At 73.4% G+C, this 20,524-nt stretch carries 22 protein-coding genes; 7 read left to right on the top strand and 15 right to left on the bottom strand.

Translation table 11 applies throughout. The features are described from left to right. Positions 1 to 32: 32 nt before the first annotated feature. Both ACIRRH_RS12665 and ACIRRH_RS12660 read right to left on the bottom strand, forming a co-directional pair. The gene (locus tag ACIRRH_RS12665; RefSeq protein WP_403065836.1) at positions 33 to 1,205 is read right to left on the bottom strand and encodes a M48 family metalloprotease; all 1,173 of its coding nucleotides are present in this window, start codon (positions 1,203 to 1,205) and stop codon (positions 33 to 35) included. Continuing rightward, positions 1,202 to 1,636 carry a BlaI/MecI/CopY family transcriptional regulator gene (locus ACIRRH_RS12660; protein WP_224281278.1) on the bottom strand — a complete coding sequence of 145 codons (435 nt, stop codon included), beginning with the start codon at positions 1,634 to 1,636 and terminating at the stop codon, positions 1,202 to 1,204. Before ACIRRH_RS12660 ends, ACIRRH_RS12665 begins: the two co-directional genes overlap by 4 nt. Before the next feature lie 116 nt (positions 1,637 to 1,752). Between ACIRRH_RS12660 and ACIRRH_RS12655 the strand changes: the two genes are divergently transcribed. The 5 genes from ACIRRH_RS12655 to ACIRRH_RS12635 all read left to right on the top strand — a co-directional run bounded on the left by ACIRRH_RS12655 (position 1,753) and on the right by ACIRRH_RS12635 (position 5,682). Beyond that, positions 1,753 to 2,421 carry a DedA family protein gene (locus tag ACIRRH_RS12655; RefSeq protein ID WP_403065832.1) on the top strand — a complete coding sequence of 223 codons (669 nt, stop codon included), beginning with the start codon at positions 1,753 to 1,755 and terminating at the stop codon, positions 2,419 to 2,421. Further along, positions 2,421 to 3,089 carry a phosphatase PAP2 family protein gene (locus tag ACIRRH_RS12650; protein WP_403065829.1) on the top strand — a complete coding sequence of 223 codons (669 nt, stop codon included), beginning with the start codon at positions 2,421 to 2,423 and terminating at the stop codon, positions 3,087 to 3,089. The genes ACIRRH_RS12655 and ACIRRH_RS12650 overlap by 1 nt, the downstream gene beginning before the upstream one ends. A gap of 164 nt (positions 3,090 to 3,253) precedes the next feature. Further along, entirely contained in the window at positions 3,254 to 3,769 is a 516-nt protein-coding gene (locus ACIRRH_RS12645) for a pyridoxamine 5'-phosphate oxidase family protein (RefSeq protein WP_403065826.1), read from the top strand. A 105-nt stretch (positions 3,770 to 3,874) separates the two neighbouring features. Further along, positions 3,875 to 4,996, top strand: coding sequence for a TIGR03364 family FAD-dependent oxidoreductase (locus ACIRRH_RS12640; protein WP_403065823.1), 1,122 nt, complete (start codon positions 3,875 to 3,877; stop codon positions 4,994 to 4,996). A gap of 11 nt (positions 4,997 to 5,007) precedes the next feature. Continuing rightward, positions 5,008 to 5,682: a phosphonatase-like hydrolase gene (locus ACIRRH_RS12635; RefSeq protein ID WP_403065820.1), complete on the top strand. Its 675-nt coding sequence runs from the start codon at positions 5,008 to 5,010 to the stop codon at positions 5,680 to 5,682. A 45-nt stretch (positions 5,683 to 5,727) separates the two neighbouring features. On the opposite strand, the gene ACIRRH_RS12630 is transcribed toward ACIRRH_RS12635, so the two are convergent. The 12 genes from ACIRRH_RS12630 to ACIRRH_RS12575 form a co-directional block, all read right to left on the bottom strand. Continuing rightward, the gene (locus tag ACIRRH_RS12630) at positions 5,728 to 6,357 is read right to left on the bottom strand and encodes a hypothetical protein (RefSeq protein ID WP_403065817.1); all 630 of its coding nucleotides are present in this window, start codon (positions 6,355 to 6,357) and stop codon (positions 5,728 to 5,730) included. A gap of 53 nt (positions 6,358 to 6,410) precedes the next feature. Beyond that, positions 6,411 to 7,307, bottom strand: a complete 897-nt coding sequence (locus ACIRRH_RS12625) for a hypothetical protein (RefSeq protein WP_403065815.1) — start codon at positions 7,305 to 7,307, stop codon at positions 6,411 to 6,413. After that, positions 7,304 to 7,975, bottom strand: coding sequence for a hypothetical protein (locus ACIRRH_RS12620; RefSeq protein WP_403065813.1), 672 nt, complete (start codon positions 7,973 to 7,975; stop codon positions 7,304 to 7,306). The genes ACIRRH_RS12625 and ACIRRH_RS12620 overlap by 4 nt, the downstream gene beginning before the upstream one ends. After that, the gene (locus ACIRRH_RS12615; RefSeq protein ID WP_403065811.1) at positions 7,968 to 9,287 is read right to left on the bottom strand and encodes a putative T7SS-secreted protein; all 1,320 of its coding nucleotides are present in this window, start codon (positions 9,285 to 9,287) and stop codon (positions 7,968 to 7,970) included. Before ACIRRH_RS12615 ends, ACIRRH_RS12620 begins: the two co-directional genes overlap by 8 nt. Further along, positions 9,284 to 9,580: a hypothetical protein gene (locus tag ACIRRH_RS12610; RefSeq protein ID WP_403065808.1), complete on the bottom strand. Its 297-nt coding sequence runs from the start codon at positions 9,578 to 9,580 to the stop codon at positions 9,284 to 9,286. Before ACIRRH_RS12610 ends, ACIRRH_RS12615 begins: the two co-directional genes overlap by 4 nt. A 171-nt stretch (positions 9,581 to 9,751) precedes the next feature. Next, positions 9,752 to 10,243 (bottom strand): hypothetical protein, encoded by a 492-nt coding sequence (locus ACIRRH_RS12605; protein ID WP_403065805.1) that lies wholly within the window; start codon positions 10,241 to 10,243, stop codon positions 9,752 to 9,754. 223 nt (positions 10,244 to 10,466) lie between these two features. Next, positions 10,467 to 10,790: a multidrug efflux SMR transporter gene (locus ACIRRH_RS12600; protein ID WP_224281290.1), complete on the bottom strand. Its 324-nt coding sequence runs from the start codon at positions 10,788 to 10,790 to the stop codon at positions 10,467 to 10,469. Position 10,791: 1 nt separating this feature from the next. Further along, positions 10,792 to 11,508 (bottom strand): HAD family hydrolase, encoded by a 717-nt coding sequence (locus tag ACIRRH_RS12595; RefSeq protein WP_403065802.1) that lies wholly within the window; start codon positions 11,506 to 11,508, stop codon positions 10,792 to 10,794. 49 nt (positions 11,509 to 11,557) lie between these two features. Then, positions 11,558 to 12,643, bottom strand: coding sequence for an ABC transporter ATP-binding protein (locus ACIRRH_RS12590; RefSeq protein WP_403065799.1), 1,086 nt, complete (start codon positions 12,641 to 12,643; stop codon positions 11,558 to 11,560). Positions 12,644 to 12,663: 20 nt separating this feature from the next. Beyond that, entirely contained in the window at positions 12,664 to 13,509 is an 846-nt protein-coding gene (locus ACIRRH_RS12585; RefSeq protein ID WP_403065796.1) for an ABC transporter permease, read from the bottom strand. Beyond that, on the bottom strand, positions 13,497 to 14,474 hold the full coding sequence (locus ACIRRH_RS12580) for an ABC transporter permease (RefSeq protein WP_403065793.1): 978 nt from the start codon (positions 14,472 to 14,474) through the stop codon (positions 13,497 to 13,499). The genes ACIRRH_RS12585 and ACIRRH_RS12580 overlap by 13 nt, the downstream gene beginning before the upstream one ends. Positions 14,475 to 14,517: 43 nt before the next feature. Beyond that, complete coding sequence (locus ACIRRH_RS12575; protein WP_403065790.1) at positions 14,518 to 15,687, bottom strand: ABC transporter substrate-binding protein; 1,170 nt, start codon at positions 15,685 to 15,687, stop codon at positions 14,518 to 14,520. Positions 15,688 to 16,025: 338 nt separating this feature from the next. Between ACIRRH_RS12575 and ACIRRH_RS12570 the strand changes: the two genes are divergently transcribed. Next, positions 16,026 to 16,838, top strand: a complete 813-nt coding sequence (locus ACIRRH_RS12570; protein WP_403065787.1) for a GntR family transcriptional regulator — start codon at positions 16,026 to 16,028, stop codon at positions 16,836 to 16,838. A 19-nt stretch (positions 16,839 to 16,857) separates the two neighbouring features. On the opposite strand, the gene ACIRRH_RS12565 is transcribed toward ACIRRH_RS12570, so the two are convergent. Then, a complete protein-coding gene (locus ACIRRH_RS12565) occupies positions 16,858 to 18,456 on the bottom strand; it encodes a phosphonate degradation HD-domain oxygenase (protein WP_403065784.1) in 1,599 nt (532 codons plus the stop codon). Positions 18,457 to 18,728: 272 nt separating this feature from the next. On the opposite strand from ACIRRH_RS12565, the gene ACIRRH_RS12560 reads away from it, so the two are divergent. Further along, positions 18,729 to 20,366, top strand: coding sequence for an APC family permease (locus ACIRRH_RS12560; RefSeq protein WP_403065781.1), 1,638 nt, complete (start codon positions 18,729 to 18,731; stop codon positions 20,364 to 20,366). Positions 20,367 to 20,524 lie beyond the last annotated feature (158 nt).

The raw sequence follows: 20,524 nt of genomic DNA, 5'->3' as shown, positions 1-20,524 counted from the left end.
GCGTTCGAGGGCGGGCCCGCATCCGGGCGGGGTCAGCGCTGGGCGCCGGAGCCCTGCTGGGCCGCCTCCACGGTGTGGTGCAGGTCGGCGGTGGCCTGCAGGCTGGCGGCGGTGCTCAGCGCCAGGCAGGCGGCCAGGGCCACGGCGGCGGCCCGACGCCAGGTGCCGGGGGCGGTGGCCGGGCGGGGCTGGAGCAGTGCGGCGACGCGGCGCGGGACCGGGCCGGAGTGGGCGGCGGGGACCAGCCGGGGGCGGGCCGGCCAGGGGGAACGGCTCGCGGCCAGGGCGGCCCGGCCGACCGCGCGGGCGGTCACGGCACGGTCGCCGACCCGGGCCGCCGCCACCTCGTCGGCCCAGCGCTCCAGGTGGTACCCGAGGGGCGCTCGCAGTGGGCGCAGCGCCGGGTGGACGCCGGCGGCGTGCTCGGCGAGGGAGAGGAAGAGGTGGTGGCGGGCGGTCAGATGGGCCCGTTCGTGCGCGAGCAGGGCGGAGCGCTCGGGGGCGGTCAGGGCACGCAGCATGCCGGAGGTGACCACGATCCGGCCGGGTTCGCCCGGCCTGCCGGGGCGGCCCAGGCGCCCGGGCAGGGCGAAGGCGTCGGCGCACTCGTCGTCCAGGACGGTGAGCGGGTGGTCGGCGGACCGGAGCAGCGCGGTGCGCCGGAGCAGGGCGGTCAGCCGCGCCGGGGTGCGTGACCGGCGCACGGAGGCGCCCGGGGGGCGCATGTCCGAATGCTGGGCAGGGGAGGGGGTGCGGCCCGGCCGGTGACCGTCGGCGTGGTCCGCGGGGTGGCCGACGAACGGCTCCGTACGGAGCTCGCCGCAGGGCGCCGCGGGGTGCCCGTGGGCCGGGAGCGCGGCCCGGGCGGTGCGCAGCTCCCGGAGCCGTCGGCGGGCGGTGCGCACCGCCAGCGCACCGAGCGCGAGGAGCGCCAGGGCGGCCAGCGCGGCCGCGAACGGAGCGTCGGGCGCGGCCGCGGTGAGCCACGGCAGCGAGAGGTGGCCGAGGGCCGCGACCGGCGGGAGCTGGAGCAGCCCGTCGGTGGCCAGCAGGCCGAGCGAGCAGAGGGTGCCGCCGGCCAGGACGGCGGCGCTGCCGGCCAGCATCCAGGCGGCGGCCCGGGGCGGCAGCGCCTCGGCGAGGCGGCGGGCCAGCGGGGCGGCCAGGAAGGGCAGCAGCAGCGGGACCCAGACGGCGAGCATCATCGGCCGGCCGCTCCCGGCGCGTCCGGCCCCGCAGTGTCCGGCCGCACGGCGTCCGCCTCCGGGGCGCCGTCGCCGAGCAGCTCGCGCAGCAGCCGCTCGTCCTCGGCGGAGAGGTCGGAGACGAAGCGGGCCAGCACGGTGGAGCGGTCGGCCTCGCGGCCGAGCTCGGTGTGCATCCGGCGGGCGGCGAGCCCCGCGGTGTCCTGGACGGTCGGGGTGTAGGCGTAGGCCCGGCCGGCCCGGGTGCGCACGACCGTCCCCTTGTCGAACAGCCGGGCCAGGATCGTCGCGACGGTGGTGCGGGCGAGGTCCCCGCCGAGCGCGGCCTGGACGTCCTGCGGCGTCATCGGCTGTCGGGCGGACCAGAGGGCGGCCAGCACCTCGGCCTCCAGCTCCCCGGCGGGCCGGCGGGCGGACGGTACGTCGGGCATGGCGGCGCTTCCTCCAACTTTCGTCTACAGTCATGTAGACCGTCTACGGAACTGTAGACGGTCCGGGCGGGTTCCCGTGCGAACCGCCCCCCCAACGTACGGGAGGTCCGTCGGCCTTGCTCCAGTTCCTCGCCGATCCGGCCGTTCACCTCGCGGTGAACCCGCTGGACGCATCTTCGCTGCTCGCCGCCTTCGGCGCGCTCGGCATCGCCGTGGTGCTGTTCGCCGAGACCGGCTTGCTGGTGGGCTTCTTCCTGCCCGGCGACTCGCTGCTGTTCACCGCCGGACTGCTCTGCGTGCCCGGCGCCACCCAGGGGCCGCAGCTGCAGCTGTGGCAGGTGCTGCCCGCCGCCCTGGCCGGTGCGCTCGTCGGAGCCCAGGTCGGCTACCTGATCGGCCGGCGCGGCGGCCGGGCGCTGCTGCGGCGCAGTCGGCGCAGGAGCCTGCTGGACGGTGTGGCGCGGGCCGAGGAGCTGCTGGCCAAGTACGGCCACGGCAAGGCGATCGTGCTCGCCCGGTTCATCCCGGTGGTCCGTACGGTGCTCAATCCGCTCTGCGGCGTACTCGAAGTGCCGGTCCGCTCGTTCACCCTCTGGCAGGTGGCCGGCGGCGCGGTCTGGACGGTCGGCGTGGTGTTCGCCGGGTACGGGCTCGGCTCGTCCATTCCCGGAATCGACGGATATCTGCTGCCGATCATCGGTCTGGTAGTAGTTATCTCCGTGCTCCCCATTGTTCTCGAACTGTTCCGCGCCCGTCAGGCGCGACGTCACGGAGGTGACGCGTGATGCCTTCCCGGGCGCTCGCCGTGTACGACGGCAGCGGCATCGACGGTGGCCTGTACACCCGGGTCAACGGCTGGGCCCAGTCGGCCCCGCACTGGCTGGACGAGCTGATCAAGGTCTGGTCGGCGCTCGGCCTCGGACTGTTCGCGGTCTTCATGGTCTACGCGTGGTGGCGGGCGCGCGGCGCGGACTCGGCGGTGATGGCCAGGGTGCTGGCCTCGCCGGTGATCGTGGTCCTCGCGTACGGCATCAACTCGGTGCTCAAGGGCGGGGTCGAGGAACTGCGGCCCTGCGCGCAGATCCCCGGCAGCGTCGCGCTGGAGACCTGCCCGGCCGCGGGGGACTGGTCCTTCCCGAGCAACCACTCGGTGATCGCCTTCGCCGCCGCGGCCTCGCTCTGGTTCGTCAACCGGCGGCTCGGCTGGGTGGCCGGCCTGTTCGCGGTGCTGATGGCCGCCTCCCGGGTCTGGGTCGGCGTGCACTACCCGCACGACGTGGCGGCGGGTGCGCTGGTCGGGCTGCTGGTCGCGGTGGTGCTGGCGCCGCTCGCCGGGCGCTGCGGGCCGCTGGTGGACCGGATGCGGGCGAGCGCGCTGCGGCCGCTGCTCGGGCCCGGCGAGCTGCCGGTGGTCAGCCACGGGTACCCGTCGTACTCCGCGCGGCGGCACTGACCTCCGCCGTCGTCATGCTGTTGGTCCGCCTGCCCCCTTGTCCGGTTTCGGACGGCGGGTGGAGCATGTGAGCCGGGCGTGGGGCCTCCCCAGGGGGGGCGCCCGCCCGGCTCAGTCGTGCTCGGGCGCGCGGGCGCCGGGCGTGCCGGCGAAGGGAGTGCCGAATGCCGTACCGACTCGACATCACGCAGGGGGACTGGCCGGGCGACCTGCTGCACAAGGGCGTCGAGGGGCTGCTGGCCGAGGCCATGGTGCTCACCCTCGCCACCGCGGGCCACAAGCACGGCCCGCACGCCAATCTGGCCTTCTTCGCGTACGACGACGACCTCGTCCTCTACTTCGTCAGCGAGCGATCCACCCGGCACAGCCACCACCTGGCCGAGGAGGCACGGGCCGCCGCCACGGTCTTCCTGCCGCCGCCGGTCTTCGGCGAACAGCTGCGCGGCCTCCAGTTGACCGGCAGTGCGAGCGAGGCCTGGGGGCGGCAGGCCGAGGCGGCGCTGGCCGCCTACCAGGGGCGCTACCCGGCCTTCGCGCAGGACGAGGAGGTCCGGCGGCAGTTCCTCACCGGGGGCGGGGCGGCGGCGCTGTACCGGTTCCAGGTGGAGGGGCTGACGGCGGTGGACGAGCCGAACTTCGGCCGGCGCAACTACCTGCGGGCGCGGGTGGTGCGGTCGTAGTCGGTCGCGATGACCGACAGGTTGTCTGTACAACTTTTCGGGTGGTTCATCTGCGGGACCGCAGTGCGACGCCCCTCGGACACCTGGACGCATCAGCCTGGCCGCATGAGAGTCATCGTCGTAGGAGCAGGCGTGCTGGGCACCATGCACGCCTGGCAGGCCGTCGAGCGCGGCCACGAGGTCGTCCACCTGGAGCGCGAGGCCGAGGCGCGCGGCGCCTCGGTGCGCAACTTCGGCCTGGTCTGGGTCAGCGGCCGGGCGCAGGGCGAGGAACTGGACACCGCGCTGCGCGCCCGCGAACTGTGGGAGGCCATCGGCGCCCGCGTCCCGGACCTCGGCTTCCGGGCCAACGGATCGCTCACCGCCATCCGCACCGAGGCCGAACTCGCCGTCGCCGAGCAGGCCCTGACCCTGCCGGACGCCGCCGCCCGCGGCTACCGGCTGCTCGACCCGGACGAGACCCGCGCCGTCAACCCGGCCCTGCGCGGCAAGCTGCTCGGCGCCCTGTGGTGCGAGCGCGACGCCGCCGTCGAGCCCCGCACCGCCCAGCGCGCGCTGCGCGGGTACCTGGAGTCCACCGGCCGGTACACCTTCCTGCCCGGGCGCGAGGTGCGCGAGGTGGTCGGCGAGAACGCCGTCCGCGACGACCACGGCGACGTCCACACCGGCGACCTGGTGATCCTCTGCACCGGCGCCTGGCTCGGCGGCCTGGTCCGCGAACTCGCCCCCGCCCTGCCCGTCCGCCGGGTCCGCCTCCAGATGATGCAGACCGACCCGCTCGGCGAGACCCTGACCACCTCCGTCGCCGACGGCGACAGCTTCCGCTACTACCCCGCCTTCACCGGCACCGCCCTGGACCGGCTGCGCGAGACCCAGCCGCAGCCGCCGGTCGCCGCCGAGCACAAGATGCAGCTGCTGATGGTCCAGCGCCGCGACGGCGGCCTGACCATCGGCGACACCCACGAGTACGACCAGCCGTTCGGCTTCGACGTCGTCGAGGACCCGTACGACCACCTGGTGGGCGTCGTCGAGGAACTGCTCGGCCGCCCGATGCCGCGGATCCGCCGCCGCTGGGCCGGGGTGTACGCCCAGTGCGTCGACTCCGCCCGGGTCGTCCACCGCGAGCGCGTGCGCGACGGCGTCTGGCTGGTCACCGGCCCGGGCGGGCGCGGCATGACCTGCTCGCCCGCCATCGCCGAGACCACCGCCGAACTCGCCAACCTGTAAGGAACGTTGTTGTGACCACCGACATCCACCTGGTCGTGCTCGACATGGCCGGCACCACAGTCGCCGACGACGGCCTCGTCGAGCAGGCCTTCACCGCGGCCGCCGCGGCGCTCGGCGTCGAGGCCGGCAGCCCGGAGTTCGACCCGATGCTGGCCCACGTCCGGGCCACCATGGGCGAGTCCAAGATCTCCGTCTTCCGCCACCTGTTCGGCGAGGAGGAGAAGGCCCAGCGGGCCAACACCGCCTTCGAGGCCGCCTACCATGACCTGGTCGACGCCGGTCACTGCGCCGCGCTGCCCGGCGCCGCCGAGGCCATCGCCGAACTGCGCGGCCAGGGCCGCAAGGTGGTCCTCACCACCGGCTTCTCCCGGGCCACCCAGGACCGCATCCTGGACGCCCTCGGCTGGCAGTCCATCGCCGACCTGACCCTCTGCCCCGCCGAGGCCGGCCGCGGCCGCCCGTACCCCGACCTCGCACTCACCGCCCTGCTGCGCACCGGCACCGAATCGGTCCGCCGGGTCGCCGTCGCCGGCGACACCGGCTACGACATGCTGACCGGCACCCGGGCCGGCGCCTCGGTCGTCGCCGGCGTCCTCACCGGCGCCCACGACGAGGCCCGCCTGCGGGCCGACGGCGCGACCCACGTGCTCGGGTCGATCGCCGAACTGCCCGCCCTGCTGGGCTGATCGGGCGGACCGCGTCGGGCGGGCGTCGCAAGGCGCCCGCCCGACTCAGGCGGGCGACGGTCCGGGCCTGCGCACGGACCAGAGCACGGTGCCGTCGATCAGGACGTTGCAGCCGAGGAACAGCAGCAGACTCGCGGGGGAGTCGGCCTCGCCGGGCAGCTTGGGGGCGACCCGTCCGGCCGGGTCCATCCGGACGGTGACCACGTCGCCGCGCTGGAGCCGGCGGGAGTCCTCCTTGAGGGGGCCGCCCGGCACCGCGTCGGCCGACCCCGTCGAGGTCAGGGTGTACGCCCGCCCGGAGTCGTGGAGCACGTTGGTGACCTCCTCGTCGACGACCACGGCCTGCACCGTCCGCCCCGTGCTCAGGATCAGGTTCGCCCAGGCGTCGGAACCCGCCAGATAGGCGACGAATCCGGCGGCGGAGATGCCCAGCCCCCAGGCGGCCATGTTCTTCTGGAACCGGGGGTTGCTGTCGGCGTCGCGGCGTACGGCGAACGCGTACAGCACGATCAGGGGGTAGGCGAGCCCCACGATGCCGGCGAGGAACGAGTTGACGTAGACGTCCAGTGCGATGACGCCGACGAGCACCGTGGTGGTGACGGCGATGAGGGCGAGGGCTCCGCGGAGCCGGCGGAGCCCGCTCCGCGTGCCCTGGTCGGACTGGGTGATGGTCATCCGAAGGCCTTTCGGGTCTCTGGCTCACCTTGCCGACGGGTGTCGGCCGCCAGTCAGAGGAACAGCGCCAGGAGGAGGAAGGCGGTTCCGGTGGTGAGGAGGGCGGCGGCGGGCCCGGCCGTGGGCTTCTCGAGGATCGGCCAGGCGCAGGTGAAGAGGGCGAGGAAGTGGAGGAGGAGGAGCGCCGAGGTGAGCGGGCCGCCGACGGTGTGCCGGGCGAGCAGAAAGAACGCGAGCCAGACGGCGGACAGGGCGCCCCAGACGAGGGCGGCGCGGGTGGCGCCGAGCTCGGTGGCACGGGTGCGAGTGGCCCGGGCGAGGGCGGTGAGGCGGCCCTGCAGGGGACTGGTGGGTCGGGCGTGGATGCCGACCGCGACCACCGCGAGGACGGTGCCGAGCAGGACGGTGGCGGCCCAGACGAGGTCGGTGCCCAGGTCGATCCGTTCGGGTCGCTCGGGGCGGGCGGTCCCGTCGGGGGCGTAGCGGACGGTGACCTCGTCGCCGATCCGCAGTTCCGGTTTGCGCTGGTTGAGCCGGCCGCCCGGGACGGGGGTGCCGTCGGGTGCCGCCAGGGCGTAGTCCCAGGACTGATCGCGCGATCCGGCGGGGCGCTCCTTGTCGACGACGTGGGCGGTCACCGTGGATCCGGCGTTCAGTACCAGGTCGTCGCGTACGTTCTTGGTCGCCGACGCCGCGACGAGCAGGAGGAACGGGACGATCAGGATCGCGACGCAGCCGCGCCCGCCGCCGGCCAGGCGGCCGAGGCCGGGCGACAGGACGGCGGTGGCTGCCACCACGACGGCCAGGCCGGCGGGCCAGCCGTAGGCCCCGTAGGCGGCGGTGAGGCCGACGACCGCCAGCGGTGCGACGAGCGCGAGGGCGGTCGTCAGCGGGACGGAGCCCCGGCGGGGCTCCGTCCGGGGCCGGGCGGACTCGCCGGTGCTGGTCACCCGAAGGCTTTCCGGATGTTGTCCCGCCGCTCCGGCGGCAGGGCGCTCCGTGCTTCGTCGAGCGGAGGGTAGAAGGAGATCCCGCTGATGGCGGCGCCCACCAGGACCGACCAGCCGTCCCAGTAGTCCAGGTGCTGAGTGGTGAAGACGACGGCGAGCACGTGGGGGCTCCACGGGTGCGCGAACAGGGCCTCCAGCTGGCGGACGGTCGCGATGCCCGATCCCGGCAGGCCGTAGACCGCCCCGGACACGGGAACGGCCAGGTCGCGGACGGTCACGGCGGCTCGGCCGAGCGGGAAGTCGAGGACGGCGACGTCGGCGTCCGGCCAGGCGGTCGCGAGCTCTTCCGCGACGCGCTGGGGGTAGGTACCCGGGGCACCCTGCTCCTGCTCGCGCAGGAACAGGCTGAACATGCCCTGGAGGATCGCGCCTTCCTCGGTTTCCACCAGGCAGTTGGAGACGTGGACCGCGCCCTCGCGCAGCTGCGCCTGGAGGGCGAGCTCGGCGGAGACGGCGATGCCGAGCTTCTGCTCCGGACCCGCATCGGTGAGCGCGTCGAGTCCGTCCACGATCCGGCTCATGCGGTCGCCGGGGTCCTCGGACAGGTCGATGCCGGTGAACCCCTCGGGCAGTGAGAGCCAGAACGACGGGGCGATCGTGTCAGTCATGGCCCACTCCCCAGACGCCGGTGACGATCGCACTGCCGCCGCCGAGCAGTGCGGGCAGGATCCGGCCCTTGCCGCTGCCGCCAATGGCGCCTCCGGCACCGTTGAGCGCGGTTCCGCCGCCCGTGGTGTAGTTGATCGCGGCGCCCAGCCCCGGGCTCGGGTTGTCGGTGAAGAGGCCGGCGGCGGTGGGGGCCGTCAGCGCGAGGCCGCTCGCCGCCTGCGCACCGTCGGAGACGTTCATCGCGGCGGCCTTGGAGAGCCCGAGCTTCATGGCGGGCTTCTCGATCGCGGTGAAGATCGGGTTGGCCGGGTCGATCGCCCTGGCGGCGGTGCGGACCTCCTTGGCTGTGGCGCTCACAGCCTTGACCCCGCCTTCGGCGGCGCGGGCACCCCTGAACGCGGTGATCCCGCCCTTGACGAGGGCGCCTCCGGGGAGCGCCCCGAGGATGTCGCCGGCCAGGGTGAGGTCATTACCGAGATTGTCCCAGCTGGTCGGCATCAGTCCCTTGATGCCGTACTGCTTTGCGTGCAGGCCCGCCGCGCCGACGCTCAGCAGGATGGCGGGCAGGGCGAACGCCGGGCAGAAGATGGCCGCGACACCGCAGATGCCCGAGGCCACCGTCAGCAGGTCCGCGCCGTGCTTGCTGAACCAGTCGCCGATCTTGCTGAGCAGGCCCGGCTCCGGCGGGGCCTTGCTGTCGGCGGCCTTGCGGATGGCCTCGGCCGTCTTCTGTGCGTCCGACTTGTGGGTCCCGGCGAGTTCGTGGGCCTGCTTCTGAAGGCCGGCCAGCTCGTTCGAGGCGCTGGTGAGCAGGTTGGCGGCCGAGTCCAGGTGGCTCTTCGCCGTGTTGTAGCGCTGTTCAGCGGCGGCGAGGCTCGCGTCGTCGGAGAAGTGGCGGCCGGCCAGTTCGAGGTCGGGGGCGGCGGCCGCGGCTCTGTGGGCCTGGTCGGCCTCGTCCTTCTTCTTCTTGGCGGCGACCGCGGAGGCGGCCAACTCGGCGGCCTTGGGCTGGTGTTCGGTCAGCGCCTTGTACCAGACGTCGAGCGCCGTGTAGGCCGCGGTGATCGAGTCGGCGGCGTCCTGGAGGTAGCCGGGCAGCTTGCCGAACTGCTTGGCGAACTGCTTGGCCGCCTCGCCCGTCCACTGGCCTTCGTTGTTGGAGATCTGGGAGAGCGTGGTGTGAACTCCGCTCAGGTGCTGGCCCACCCGGCGCAGGCTGTTGCTGAGCGCGGTGACGGCGGCGGAGTCGCCGGGGGTGGGGTTGAAGCCGAGGCCGGACCAGTCGGGCGCCGCCGGCGTGGGGGCGCTCACGACTGCCCCGCCGGGGCGAGGACCTTGACGATGCTCTGCTCGGTGCCGTCGTAGTTCTTCTGCACCTGCTCAAGGCCCTCGTCCAGGGCCTTGACGCACTCGCGGACCTTCTTCAGGCCGAACTGCCACTTGTCCTTGAAGTGCCCGCAGGCCTCGTCCAGGAAGTCGTAGCCGGTGCCGGTGTGGCCGGCCGCTTCGAAGGCCTTGAGCCCCTGGTCGAGTTCGTCGCCACAGGCTTTGAGGTCCTGGGCCAACTTGGCGAGGAATTCGGTACTGACTTTGAAGTCGGACACTTTCGCCCCCCGATGCGTCGATTGTCGGACCGGGCGAGCATAGTCCCAGCCGGCGCTGCCGGTGATCGCCCGTACCGGGAGAGGGCGCGGTCGTCACGGGACCTTTACGGGCCGTCGACGCCTTCTTGACGCCGGCGGCCCAACCCTGGGGTGTGCGCGTGCGATCGGGCCTCAGCGGCGCCAGAAGCCGCGCTTCTTCGGGGTGACGAGCTGCACCACGGCCGTGACGAACAGTTCGGCGACGGGTGAAGGGCCCGGGCCGTGGTTGAGGTGGCTCTCGGCGGTCCACTCGCCGAGGACGGTGCCGGGGCTGCCGTCGAAGGGGCTGAACGCGTGTTCCAGGGTCACGTAGCGGACGGCCCTGGCGCCCTGGGGCTGAACGGCGGCGACGAAGTGGGCCTCGGTGGCGCCGGCCGGGGTGGGCAGGGTGACCAGCAGCATGTGGTGGCCGTCGACCGACAGGTGGCGGCAGTCGAGGCCGTGGCTGGGCAGGCGGTCCTCGGGCGGAAGGGTGCTGCCGAGGTCGTCCCAGATCTGGGTGACGACGGGCAGCAGACTGCCGCCGTCCGGGGTCGGGGTGGCCACGCGCGGGCCGAACTCCAGTACCTGGCGGGCGAGCTCGCGGTGGACGAAGCGGTAGTGGTGGGGCCGGGGGTCCGTCATGGGGGACACCGTAGCGAAGCCGTCGGGGGGGGGGGGGGGGGGCGCCCCCGGGCCCCCCCCCCCCCCCCGGGGGGCGCCCCCCGCGCGGGGGGGGCGGGGGGCGCCGGGGGGGGGCCGGGGGGTGGGTGAGCCCCCCGCCCCCCGCGGGGGGGGGCCCGCCCCCCCCCCCCCCCCCCCCCCCCCGACAGGCGAGTTGACCAGCGAGATCAGAGTTGACGCGTCGTCAGGAGTGGCCGCCCTTGAGGTTGAGCACGACCACCCCGACGATCACCAGCGCTATCCCCAGCCACTGCAGCCGCCCGAGCGACTCGCCGAAGGCGACCACGCCGATCCCGGCGACCGCCGCGGTGCCGGCCCCGGACCAGACCGCGTAGGCGACGGAGACCGGTATGTGCTTGAGCGCGCGGCCGAGCAGCAGGAAGGAGAGCACGTAGCCGAGGCCGACGCCGAGGCTCGGCCAGAGCCGGGTGAACCCCTCGGTGAGCTTGAGGCAGCTGGTGGCGCAGACCTCGCTGACGATGGCAAGGGTGAGCAGGAGATAGGGCATGTCAGGGTCGAACCGCGCCCGCGCCGGCGAGCTTCCCGAGCAGGGCGAGATCGGCCTGCTCCAGGCTGGCGAGCAGGGTGATCCGCTCGCCCCGCGGCATCGGCACCGCGGTGGACGGCACGGCGAGCACGGCGCAGCCGGCCGCGGTGGCGGAGGTGACCCCGGTCGGGGTGTCCTCGACGGCGAGGCAGGCGGCCGGGTCCAGGCCGAGCCGCTCGGCGGCGGCGAGGTACGGGTCGGGCGCGGGCTTGGTGCGCTCGGTGTCCTCGGCGGCCAGGGTGACGGCGAACCAGTCCCGGCCGATGGCGGACAGCACCAGGTCGACCACCAGGCGCGGGGAGGCGGAGACCAGCGCGGTGGGCACCCTTGCGTCGCGCAGCGAGGCGAGCAGGGCGAGCGCGCCGGGACGCGGCACCGTCTCGGCGGCGACCTTCCCGGCGAAGGACTCGCCCAGCCGGGCGGCGAGTTCGGCCTCGCTGAGGGCGGTGCCGCTGACCTTGTGCAGGTGGGCGGCGGTGTGCTCGACGGCCTGGCCGAGCACCTCGGGGGCGTCCAGGTCGGTGAGCGGCCGGTGCAGCTCCTCGGCGAGTTCGGCGGCGGTCTGCCACCACAGCTGCTCGGTGTCGACCAGGGTGCCGTCCATGTCGAACAGGACGGCGGCGGGGAGTACGGGCCCGGAGTCGGGCAGGGTGCTGTCGGGCATGGCGGTGTCAGGCATGGCGGTACCTTCGGTGGTTCTTCGGTCGGATCGGGGAGGTATGAGGCTCTCAGGCGGCGCGGCGGTCCACCAGTACCGGACGCTCCGGCAGGGTGAGTGCGGCCCGCGCGCCGGCCGGCAGCGCGGCGGCGGCCTCGGTCGGCAGGTCGACCTTGACCTCGGTGCCGTCGTCCAGGCGGGCGGTGAGCCGGGTGACGGCGCCCAGGAAGGAGGCGGTGACCACCAGTGCGGGGCCGTTCTCGTCCGGGGTCAGGGTGACGTTCTCCGGGCGGACCAGCACCTGGAGCTCGCCGTCGGCCGGGATCGCGCCGTCCACCGCGTGCCGGCGGCCGAGCACCTCGACGCCGTCCGAGGTGCGGGTGCACGGGATGCGGCTCATGGTGCCGACGAACTCGGCGACGAATGCGGTGGCCGGCCGGCCGTACAGCTCGGACGGGACGGCGCACTGCTCCAGCCTTCCGGCACGCAGCACCGCGACCCGGTCGGCCATCGACAGCGCCTCCTCCTGGTCGTGGGTGACGAACAGGGTGGTGATGCCCAGCTCCTGCTGGAGGCGGCGGATCTCCTCGCGCAGCTGGAGGCGGACCTTGGCGTCCAGCGCGGACAGCGGCTCGTCCAGCAGCAGGACGCGCGGCTGGAGGGCGAGCGCGCGGGCGAGCGCGATGCGCTGCTGCTGGCCGCCGGACATCTGGTGCGGGTAGTGCTCGGCGCGGTGCGGCAGGCCGACCAGCTCCAGCAGCTCCTGGGCCCGCTTGCGACGCTCGGCCTTGCCGGTGCCGCGCATCCGCAGCCCGAAGGCGACGTTGTCCAGCGCGGTCAGGTGCGGGAAGAGGCTGTAGGACTGGAACACCATGCCCGCGTCGCGCTTGTGCGCGGGGATCCTGGTGATGTCCTGGCCGTCGACCAGCACCTCGCCGGAGTCGTGCTGCTCGAAGCCGGCCAGGATGCGCAGGGCGGTGGTCTTGCCACAGCCGGACGGGCCGAGCAGGGCGAGCAGCTCGCCCGGGTGGACGGTCAGGTCCAGGCCGTCGAGCGCGGTGGTGGCGCCGAACGTGCGGCGCAGGGAGCGGAACTCGACGGTGGCGCTGCCGGGGGAGAGCGAGATGCCGTTGGCGATGGCGGTGGGCGTGGTCATGACTGGTGACTCCGGGGGGTTCAGGAGGCGGCGGTCTTGGCGCGGCGCTCGCGCCCGGCGGTGGCCAGCAGGAGCAGCAGCAGCCAGGTGAGCAGCAGGCTCAGGATGGAGACCGCGACCGACATGTGGGCCTGGCTGTTGCCGACCGAGTAGATCCAGACCGGGAAGGGCTGGAAACCGAGGATCGAGGCGGAGGTGAACTCGCCGAGCACCAGGGCCAGGGTGAGGAAGGAGGCGTTCAGCAGGGCCCCGCGCAGGTTGGGCAGGACGACGGTGAACACCGCGCGCGGCCAGCTCGCGCCGCAGTTGCGGGCGGCCTCGACCAGGGTGCGCACGTCCATCGAGCGCAGGCCGGCGTCCAGGGCGCGGTAGGCGAGCGGCAGGGCCATCAGCACGTACGCGATGACCAGCACCAGCGGGAAGTCGGGGTCCTGGATGAACACGAAGGTCTGGAAGAACGGGGTGTCCATCAGGTAGTCCGGGCCCCAGCGGAGCACGCCGATGAGGCCGGCGGTCAGGGCGACCGGCGGGACGACCAGCGGCAGGGTGCAGAGCACGTCGATGACCGGGCGCAGCTTCGGCGAGCCGAGCCGGACGGCGATCAGCGCCGGGACGAGCAGGAGCAGCAGCACCACGACGGTGACGACGGCGAGGCCGAGGGTCAGCCAGAGGCTGTCCAGGAAGCCCGGGGCGGAGAGCAGCCCGGTGTAGGCCGCGAAGGAGATGCCCTTGGGGTCGTCGACCGAGAACCAGAAGGAGGCCGCGAGCGGGACGACGAAGTAGACACCGGCGAGCAGCAGCACGGCGCCGCGCCACCAGCGCACGGTGTGTCGGCCGGGGCGGGCGGGGGTGGTCAGCTGAGCCATCGGGCGCTCCGGCGCTGGAGGGGGAGGTACACGGCCATCACCAGGACGGCCACGATGATCATGTTGAGGCTGAGGGCGAGGGCGAGGTTGCCCTGGCCGACCAGCACGTTGCCGGAGAGCGCGTCCGCGATCGAGCGGCTGACCAGCGGGACGGTCGCGCCGACCATGGCGGCGGCCGTCGCGTAGGCGGCGAAGGCGCTGCCGAAGAGCAGCACGAAGCCGCCGAGCAGGGAGGGCAGCAGGATCGGCAGGGCGACGTGGCGCCAGTACTGGACGGTGGTGGCGCGGTTGTTCTGGGCCGCCTCGCGCCACTGGGTCCGCAGGCCGTCCAGGGCCGGGGTGATGGTGAGCACCATCAGCGGGATGAGGAAGTACAGGTACACGATGGTCAGGCCGGTGAAGGAGTACAGCGACCAGCCGTGGTCGGTGAGGTGCAGCAGCTTGGTGATCTCGCCGGCGTTGCCGAGGGTGGCGACGAACGCGAAGGCGAGCGGCAGACCGCCGAAGTTGGCGAGCACGCCGGAGGCGGTGAGCACCGCCTGGCGCAGCCAGCCGTGCCGGGAGGTGACGACGGCCTGGGCGAGCGGCAGGCCGAGCACGGTGGCGAGCAGCGCGGTCAGCGCGGAGAGCTTGAGGCTGCTCAGCATGGCCGTCTGGTAGCCGCCCTGGACGGAGGCCGTCAGGTTGTCGAAGGTGAACTGCCCGGCGCCGGTCTCCGCGTCGCTGGAGGTGGTGAACGCGCCGATCACGATGGCGACGGTGGGCAGTCCGAAGCCGATCAGGAAGAACAGCAGCAGCGGCACGGTGGCCAGCCAGGACGCGCCGCCGAGGCGGGCGAGCGGCCGGCGCCGCGGGGTGGGAGCGGGGGCGGTGGGGGAGGTCGTGGCGGTGGCGGACGCCCCCGCGCCGCCACCGGGGGAGGTGGCGGCGGGGGTGGTCGGCACCGGGGTGGGAGCCGTGGTCATGAGTGCCTTTTCTCAGCCCGAAGTACGGTGCGCGGCGCGGGTGTCAGCCCGCGATGGCCTTGGTCCAGTTCTCGGTGACGACCTTCTTGGCCGCGTTGATCTGGTCGACGGTCGGGAAGGTGGTGAACGGCTTCTCGACGGCCGGCAGCTTGGCGGCCGCGGCGGCGTCCAGGCTGCCGTCCTTCTTCAGGGCCTCGAAGGTGGCCGGGGTGGCGTAGCCGCCGAGGAAGAGGTTCTGGCCCTCGGCGCTGAACAGGTACTCCTGCCACAGGCGGGCGGCCGCCGGGTGCGGGGCCCACTTGTTGACGGCCTGGTTGTAGAACTGGGCGTAGGAGCCGTCGGAGGGGATGGAGACCTTCCAGTCGACGCCCTTGTCCTTGAACTCGTCGGTGTAGCCGGCGTTCAGGTACGACCAGTCGATCGAGATCGGGGTCTCGCCCTTCTCGACGGTGGCCGGGGTCGACTCGACCGGGTTGAAGTTGCCGGACTGCTTCAGCTTGCCGAAGAAGTCGATGCCGGGCTGGATGTTGTCCAGCGAGCCGCCGTTGGCGAGCGCGGCCGCGTAGACACCGCCGAAGGCGGAGCCGGACTTGGTCGGGTTGCCGTTGAGGGCGACCTGGCCCTTGTACTCCGGCTTGAGCAGGTCGGCGAAGGTCTTCGGGCAGTTGGCGATCTTCTTGGCGTCGCAGCCGATCGAGACGTAGCCGCCGTAGTCGTTGACGGCGGCGCCGTTCGCGTCCTTCATGGTGTCCGGCACCTTGTCGAAGGTGGCCACCTTGTAGGGGGCGAGGATGCCGTCCTTGACCGCCTGGAGGGCGAAGGCGCTGCCCAGGTCGACCACGTCGGGGGCGCGGTCCTGGCCCTTGCGGGAGTTGATCGCGTTGATCTCGTCCTGGCTGGAGCCGTCCGGGTTCTCCTCCTCGACCTCGATGCCGTACTTGGCCTTGAAGCCGTCGATGATCTTGCCGTAGTTCGCCCAGTCCCGGGGCAGCGTGATGACGTGCAGCTTGCCCTCCTTCTTGGCGGCGGCGACCAGGCCGTCCATGCCGCCGAAGTCGGCGGCCGAGGTGGCCGTCTTGGCGTCCTTGGCGCCGCCCGTGGCGGTGTCGCCGGACTTGGTGCCCGAACCGGCGGAGCCGCAGGCGGTGAGGGAGAGCGCGGCGGCGGTCAGTACGGCCGCGAAGGCGGCGGCGCGGGCGCGGTGCACGGTCACGGGGAAGTCTCCTGTTAAGGGGGCGTACTGCGAGGGGCGTTCGCGGGGGTTCCGCGGGCTTGCGTCTCGCGAAGGGCGGCGGACCGGCCGGGTGAGCGATCGATCGACGTCGTCCGAGTTGACTAGCCAACTTCGCTGACGGCAGTAAGTACGCCGGAGCCCGGTGACAGGAAGGTGAACGGACGGCCCAGAACCGGGGTCGGCTGCGGGAACGGTGGAATCCGGCCATCGGAGCGTGATCCGTTCGGTGCGATGCTTCGAAGGCGCAGCGGGATAAGGTCGGGCTGTCCGCGCCGGTACGGCTGCGCAGGACACCCTCAGGAGGGACATTGACTGACGTGGCAACTGAGCCCCAGCGCCCCGAGGCCGAGGGGCGCCCGGCAGCCGGGGACCACCCTGCCGAGCGCTCCGGCGCGCTGTACCGGAAGGTGGCCGCCGACCTGCGCGAGGCGATCACCACCGGCGCGTACGGCGAGGCCGGCCGGCTGCCCGCCGAGGGCGCGCTGGCCGAGCAGTACGGCGTCTCCCGCGGCACCGTCCGCCAGGCGCTCGCCGTGCTGCGCTCCGACGGACTGGTCACCTCCCGCCGCGGCACCCGCCGGGTGGTGCTCGGCGGCGCCCGGGTGCAGAGCTTCTCCGAACTGCTCAGCTTCACGCACTGGGCGTACTCGATGGGCGAGGAGCCCGGCGGCATCCTGGACTCGCTGGTGCGCCGCCCGGCCGACGCCGCCGAGCGCGAGCAGCTGCGCCTGGAGCCGGGCGCCGAGGTGTACGTGACGGTCCGGCTGCGGACGCTGTCCGGCACGCCGGTGATGGTCGAGCGCACCGTCTACCCGCCACGGGTCGGCGAGATCGTCGTCGAGCTGCCGCCGGACGTGGTCTCGCACACCGAAGTGCTGCGCGAGCACGGCATCCTGTTCACCGACGCCGACCACACGATCGACATCGTCGCGGCCAACGCCGAGGACGCCCGGCTGCTCGGCTGCCGTCGGGGCGGTCCGCTGCTGCGCGAGCGGCGGCGCACGACCGACCCGACGGGCACGCCGGTGGAGTGGTCCCAGGACCGCTACCTGCCCGGGACGGTGGCGTTCAGCGTGCACAACTCCCTGGCCACCTCGGCGCTTTCGCGGCACGCCCGGGAGCTGGACTGAGCCCGCCCGCCGGGAGTCCTCACCGCATGAGCGCGGCGAGCAGCGGGCGGTAGTGCTCGAAGTCCGGCGTCGGGGCGCCGGCCACCTTCGCCTGCTCGTCCCAGCGCCGCACCGCCACCGCGTCCTGGGCGCCCGGGAGTTCGGCGAAGGCGGCGGCCTGGTGTTCGTCCATCGGGCCGCCCTGGACGCCCAGCGTGTACTCCGAGGCCGCGGAGAGCCGCTCCCGGTACCCGGGCTCGACCGCGCACAGGTAGCGCTTGGCGGCCACGTGCAGCCGGACCGGCTCGGTGACCTCCGGGCCGAACCAGCGGGCCAGCCAGTCGGCGCCCGTGTGGCTGTGGCGGTTGTCCTGACCCTCCATCAGATCCCGTCCGTGCAGGGTGCCCCGGCCGTGCTCGTCGAAGAAGTGGCCGGCGTCGTGCAGCAGGGCGGCGGCGACCAGGTGCTCCGGCGCCCCGGCGGCCTCGGCGGCAGCGGCCGCCTGGAGCATGTGCTCCGCCATGGTGACCTCCTCGCCCAGGTACTCCCCGGCGCCCTCGCCCGCGAACAGGGCGGCGATCGTGTCCAGCGCGGCGGCGCGGCGGTGCAGCACGGCGAGAGTGCTGTGCAGTGCGTCGAGGTCGGCGTAGCAGCCCTGGAGGTGCCGGTGGCCGTCCTGCCGGAACGCCGTCCGGGCGTGCAGCAGGCGGGTGTTGTCGAAGATCAGGCAGTCGCCGGGGCCGAGGCGGAAGGTGAGCCGGAGCTCGGGGCGCAGGGTGATCGCGGCGAACCGGCGGTAGGCGGCGTAGAAGGCGTCCAGGTCGTCCGGCCCGTGCCCGCGCAGGGTGCCGATCGAGCGGTTGTTGAACCTGACCTCCCGGATCCTTCCCTGCGGGTCCACGTCGATCAGCGGGCGGTCGGCGCGCAGCTCGGTGCGACGGTCGCGGAAGACGAACGGGACGGGCGTGCGGGTGAGGACCTCGAACTCGGCCGGCGCCTCCTCCCGGAGGACCGCCGCGGCCGTGAACCCGTCCACCAGCCCGGAGTCGCCGCCGGTCGCCGAGTTCTCCAGGCAGTGCAGCAGCTGGAGGGTCGGCACCGGGTCCCGGTACGGGTTGTCGGTGTGCGGGGCGATGGCGACGCTGGTGAAGGCGAGGTTGTTCGGGTCCGGCTCGACCCGGACGTCGAACAGCTCCCCGTAGTTGGTGACCCGCACGTACCCGAAGCTCTCGGCGACCCGCAGCACCTGCCGCTCCACGGCCGGCACCCCGCGCAGCAGGGCGAAGCCGCTGCGCCGTACGGCGGCCAGCACCGCGGCCTGCTCGGCCGGGTCGGTCAGGTACGCCTCCCAGCCCGCTTCCGGGATGCCGGGGGCGAAGTCCGCCGCCGTCCAGAGCCGCTTGCCGTGCTCGGTCCGTCCGTCGCCCTCGTCCGCCCGGTCGAGCCACTCCAGCGGGTAACGGGAGCGGTGCCCGTCCGACCAGAGCACCTCCAGGTGCCCGTCGGCCTCCTCGCTCCCGACGACGGCCAGGTCCTGCGGCAGGTCGTCGATCTGGAACAGCTTCTGCCCGTTGCGCGGGTCCCGGCACTCGGCGCACGGGCAGTTGTCGCGCAGCCAGTACGGCGGCAGCTCGGTCATCGGTCTTCTCCTCGGCGGCACTACGGCTGTCGTATTGGCTGAAGTTGTATAGCCAACTTCACGCCCTGGTCGGGAGCCTGCCTGCCCCCGGTGAGTTCCACGTGCCGGGCGGGTGAACGCTGCGGGAACTGTGCCGGCAGGCGGTCGCGGTAACCGACCCCCGGCAGGCTGTTCGAGTGAGGGGAGCGGGGCACGGGGCGTTTCGGGGTGGGGAGACGGCATGGCTGCGGCACTGTCGGAGGAATTTCTCCTGCTTCGAGAGGCGATCGGCCATGGCCCATTCCTCCTCCACTCCGCCCGGCGCGGGGCACACCGGGCTGCGGCGCGAGGTCGGCGTCATCGGACTGCTCTGGGCCTCGGTCGGGGCGATCATCGGCTCCGGCTGGCTGTTCGGGGCGCAGAAGGCGGCGGTGGCGGCCGGGCCGTCGGCACTGCTGTCCTGGGGCATCGGTGCGGTGGCGATCATCCTGCTGGCGCTGGTGCACGCCGAGCTGGGCGGCCTGTTCCCGGTGGCGGGCGGTACGGCCCGCTACCCGCACTACGCCTTCGGCGGGTTCGCCGGGATGTCCTTCGGCTGGTTCACCTGGCTCCAGGCCGCGACCATCGCGCCGATCGAGGTGCAGGCGATGATCAACTACGCCCAGCACTGGAGCTGGGCGGACGGCCTGCTGAACAAGAACCTGACGCTGACCGGCTGGGGGTTCGTCGTCGCGGCCGTCCTGCTCGGGGTCTTCGTCGCGGTCAACTTCCTCGGCGTGCGGCTGCTCGCCCACACCAACAGCGCGGCCACCGTGTGGAAGGTCGCCATCCCGGTGCTGACCATCTTCGCGCTCGGCATCACCGAGTTCCACGGCTCCAACTTCGCCGTGCACGGTTTCGCGCCGGACGGCGCCAAGGGCGTGCTCACCGCGATCAGCAGCAGCGGGGTGATCTTCGCGCTGCTCGGCTTCGAGCAGGCCATCCAGTGGGCGGGGGAGAGCCGCAACCCGCGCCGGGACATCCCGCGCGCCGTGCTCGGCTCGGTGGTGGTCGGCACGATCGTCTACGTGATGCTCCAGGTGGTGTTCATCGGCGCGCTGCCGCCGGAGACCTTCGCCCAGGGCTGGAGCACGCTCGACTACCCCGGGATCAGCGGGCCGTTCGCCGGCCTGGCGACCCTGATCGGCCTGGGCTGGCTGGCCACCGTGCTGTTCATCGACGCGGTCATCTCGCCGGCCGGCACCGGGCTGGTCTACATCACCTCCAGCTCCCGGGTCACCTACGGCCTGAGCCGCAACGGCTACGCGCCGCAGGTGCTGCAGTCCACCGACAAGCGCTCGGTGCCCTGGCTCGGCCTGCTCATCGCCTGGGTGGCCGGGGTGATCTGCTTCCTGCCCTTCCCGAGCTGGCAGCGGCTGGTCGGGTTCATCACCTCGGCGGTGGTGCTGATGTACGCGGGCGCCCCGCTGGCCTTCGGGGTGCTGCGCAAGCGGCTGCCCGCGATGGAGCGCTCGTACCACCTGCCCGGCGGCTCGGTGGTCTCGCCGCTGGCCTTCGTGGTGGCCAGCCTGGTCATCTACTGGTCCGGCTGGGACACCCTGTGGCGGCTGGGCCTGGCGATCGTGATCGGCTACCTGCTGCTCGGCGGGTACTCCTGGTACGCGCGCTCGAAGGGGATGCCGAACGCGCCCCGGATGGACTTCCGGGCCGGGCAGTGGCTGCCGGTCTACCTGGTCGGCATGGGCCTGATCTCCTGGCAGGGCACCTTCGGCGCGGGCTCGCGGGGGAACCTGCCGCTGTGGTGGGACATCGCCGTCGTGGTGGCGTTCTCGCTGGTCGTCTACTACTGGGCGCTGGCGATCGCGCTGCCGGTCGAGGAGATCGAGCGGAACATCCGCGGCGTCGAGGTGGTGGACGTCAACGGGCACTGAGCCGGCTGCGGTGTGCGGAGCCGGCCGTGGTGTGCGGACAGGGCTGCGGGCCCGGCGGGCGGCCGGCCGGGGCGCCGGCCCGGGCCCGACCCCCGGCCGCCCCGGCGGGCGGGCTCCCGGCGGGGGCGGGCGCCGGGCCGGGGGGGGGCCGGGCGGCC

The sequence above is a fragment of the Kitasatospora sp. NPDC101235 genome, from assembly GCF_044767505.1.
Lineage (GTDB): Bacteria > Actinomycetota > Actinomycetes > Streptomycetales > Streptomycetaceae > Kitasatospora.
The sequence above is the reverse complement of the archived record's forward strand: the minus strand, read 5'-3'. Positions and strand labels throughout refer to the sequence as shown.

Bases quoted from the DNA above. Each gene is read 5' to 3' on its own strand.
- ACIRRH_RS12640 (WP_403065823.1), top strand. From the start codon at position 3,875: ATGAGAGTCATCGTCGTAGGAGCAGGCGTGCTGGGCACCATGCACGCC.
- ACIRRH_RS12585 (WP_403065796.1), bottom strand. From the start codon at position 13,509: ATGGCTCAGCTGACCACCCCCGCCCGCCCCGGCCGACACACCGTGCGC.
- ACIRRH_RS12590 (WP_403065799.1), bottom strand. From the start codon at position 12,643: ATGACCACGCCCACCGCCATCGCCAACGGCATCTCGCTCTCCCCCGGC.
- ACIRRH_RS12645 (WP_403065826.1), top strand. From the start codon at position 3,254: ATGCCGTACCGACTCGACATCACGCAGGGGGACTGGCCGGGCGACCTG.
- ACIRRH_RS12650 (WP_403065829.1), top strand. From the start codon at position 2,421: ATGCCTTCCCGGGCGCTCGCCGTGTACGACGGCAGCGGCATCGACGGT.
- ACIRRH_RS12665 (WP_403065836.1), bottom strand. From the start codon at position 1,205: ATGATGCTCGCCGTCTGGGTCCCGCTGCTGCTGCCCTTCCTGGCCGCC.
- ACIRRH_RS12595 (WP_403065802.1), bottom strand. From the start codon at position 11,508: ATGCCTGACACCGCCATGCCCGACAGCACCCTGCCCGACTCCGGGCCC.
- ACIRRH_RS12565 (WP_403065784.1), bottom strand. From the start codon at position 18,456: ATGACCGAGCTGCCGCCGTACTGGCTGCGCGACAACTGCCCGTGCGCC.
- ACIRRH_RS12580 (WP_403065793.1), bottom strand. From the start codon at position 14,474: ATGACCACGGCTCCCACCCCGGTGCCGACCACCCCCGCCGCCACCTCC.
- ACIRRH_RS12560 (WP_403065781.1), top strand. From the start codon at position 18,729: ATGGCCCATTCCTCCTCCACTCCGCCCGGCGCGGGGCACACCGGGCTG.
- ACIRRH_RS12600 (WP_224281290.1), bottom strand. From the start codon at position 10,790: ATGCCCTATCTCCTGCTCACCCTTGCCATCGTCAGCGAGGTCTGCGCC.
- ACIRRH_RS12630 (WP_403065817.1), bottom strand. From the start codon at position 6,357: ATGACCATCACCCAGTCCGACCAGGGCACGCGGAGCGGGCTCCGCCGG.
- ACIRRH_RS12605 (WP_403065805.1), bottom strand. From the start codon at position 10,243: ATGACGGACCCCCGGCCCCACCACTACCGCTTCGTCCACCGCGAGCTC.
- ACIRRH_RS12620 (WP_403065813.1), bottom strand. From the start codon at position 7,975: ATGACTGACACGATCGCCCCGTCGTTCTGGCTCTCACTGCCCGAGGGG.
- ACIRRH_RS12660 (WP_224281278.1), bottom strand. From the start codon at position 1,636: ATGCCCGACGTACCGTCCGCCCGCCGGCCCGCCGGGGAGCTGGAGGCC.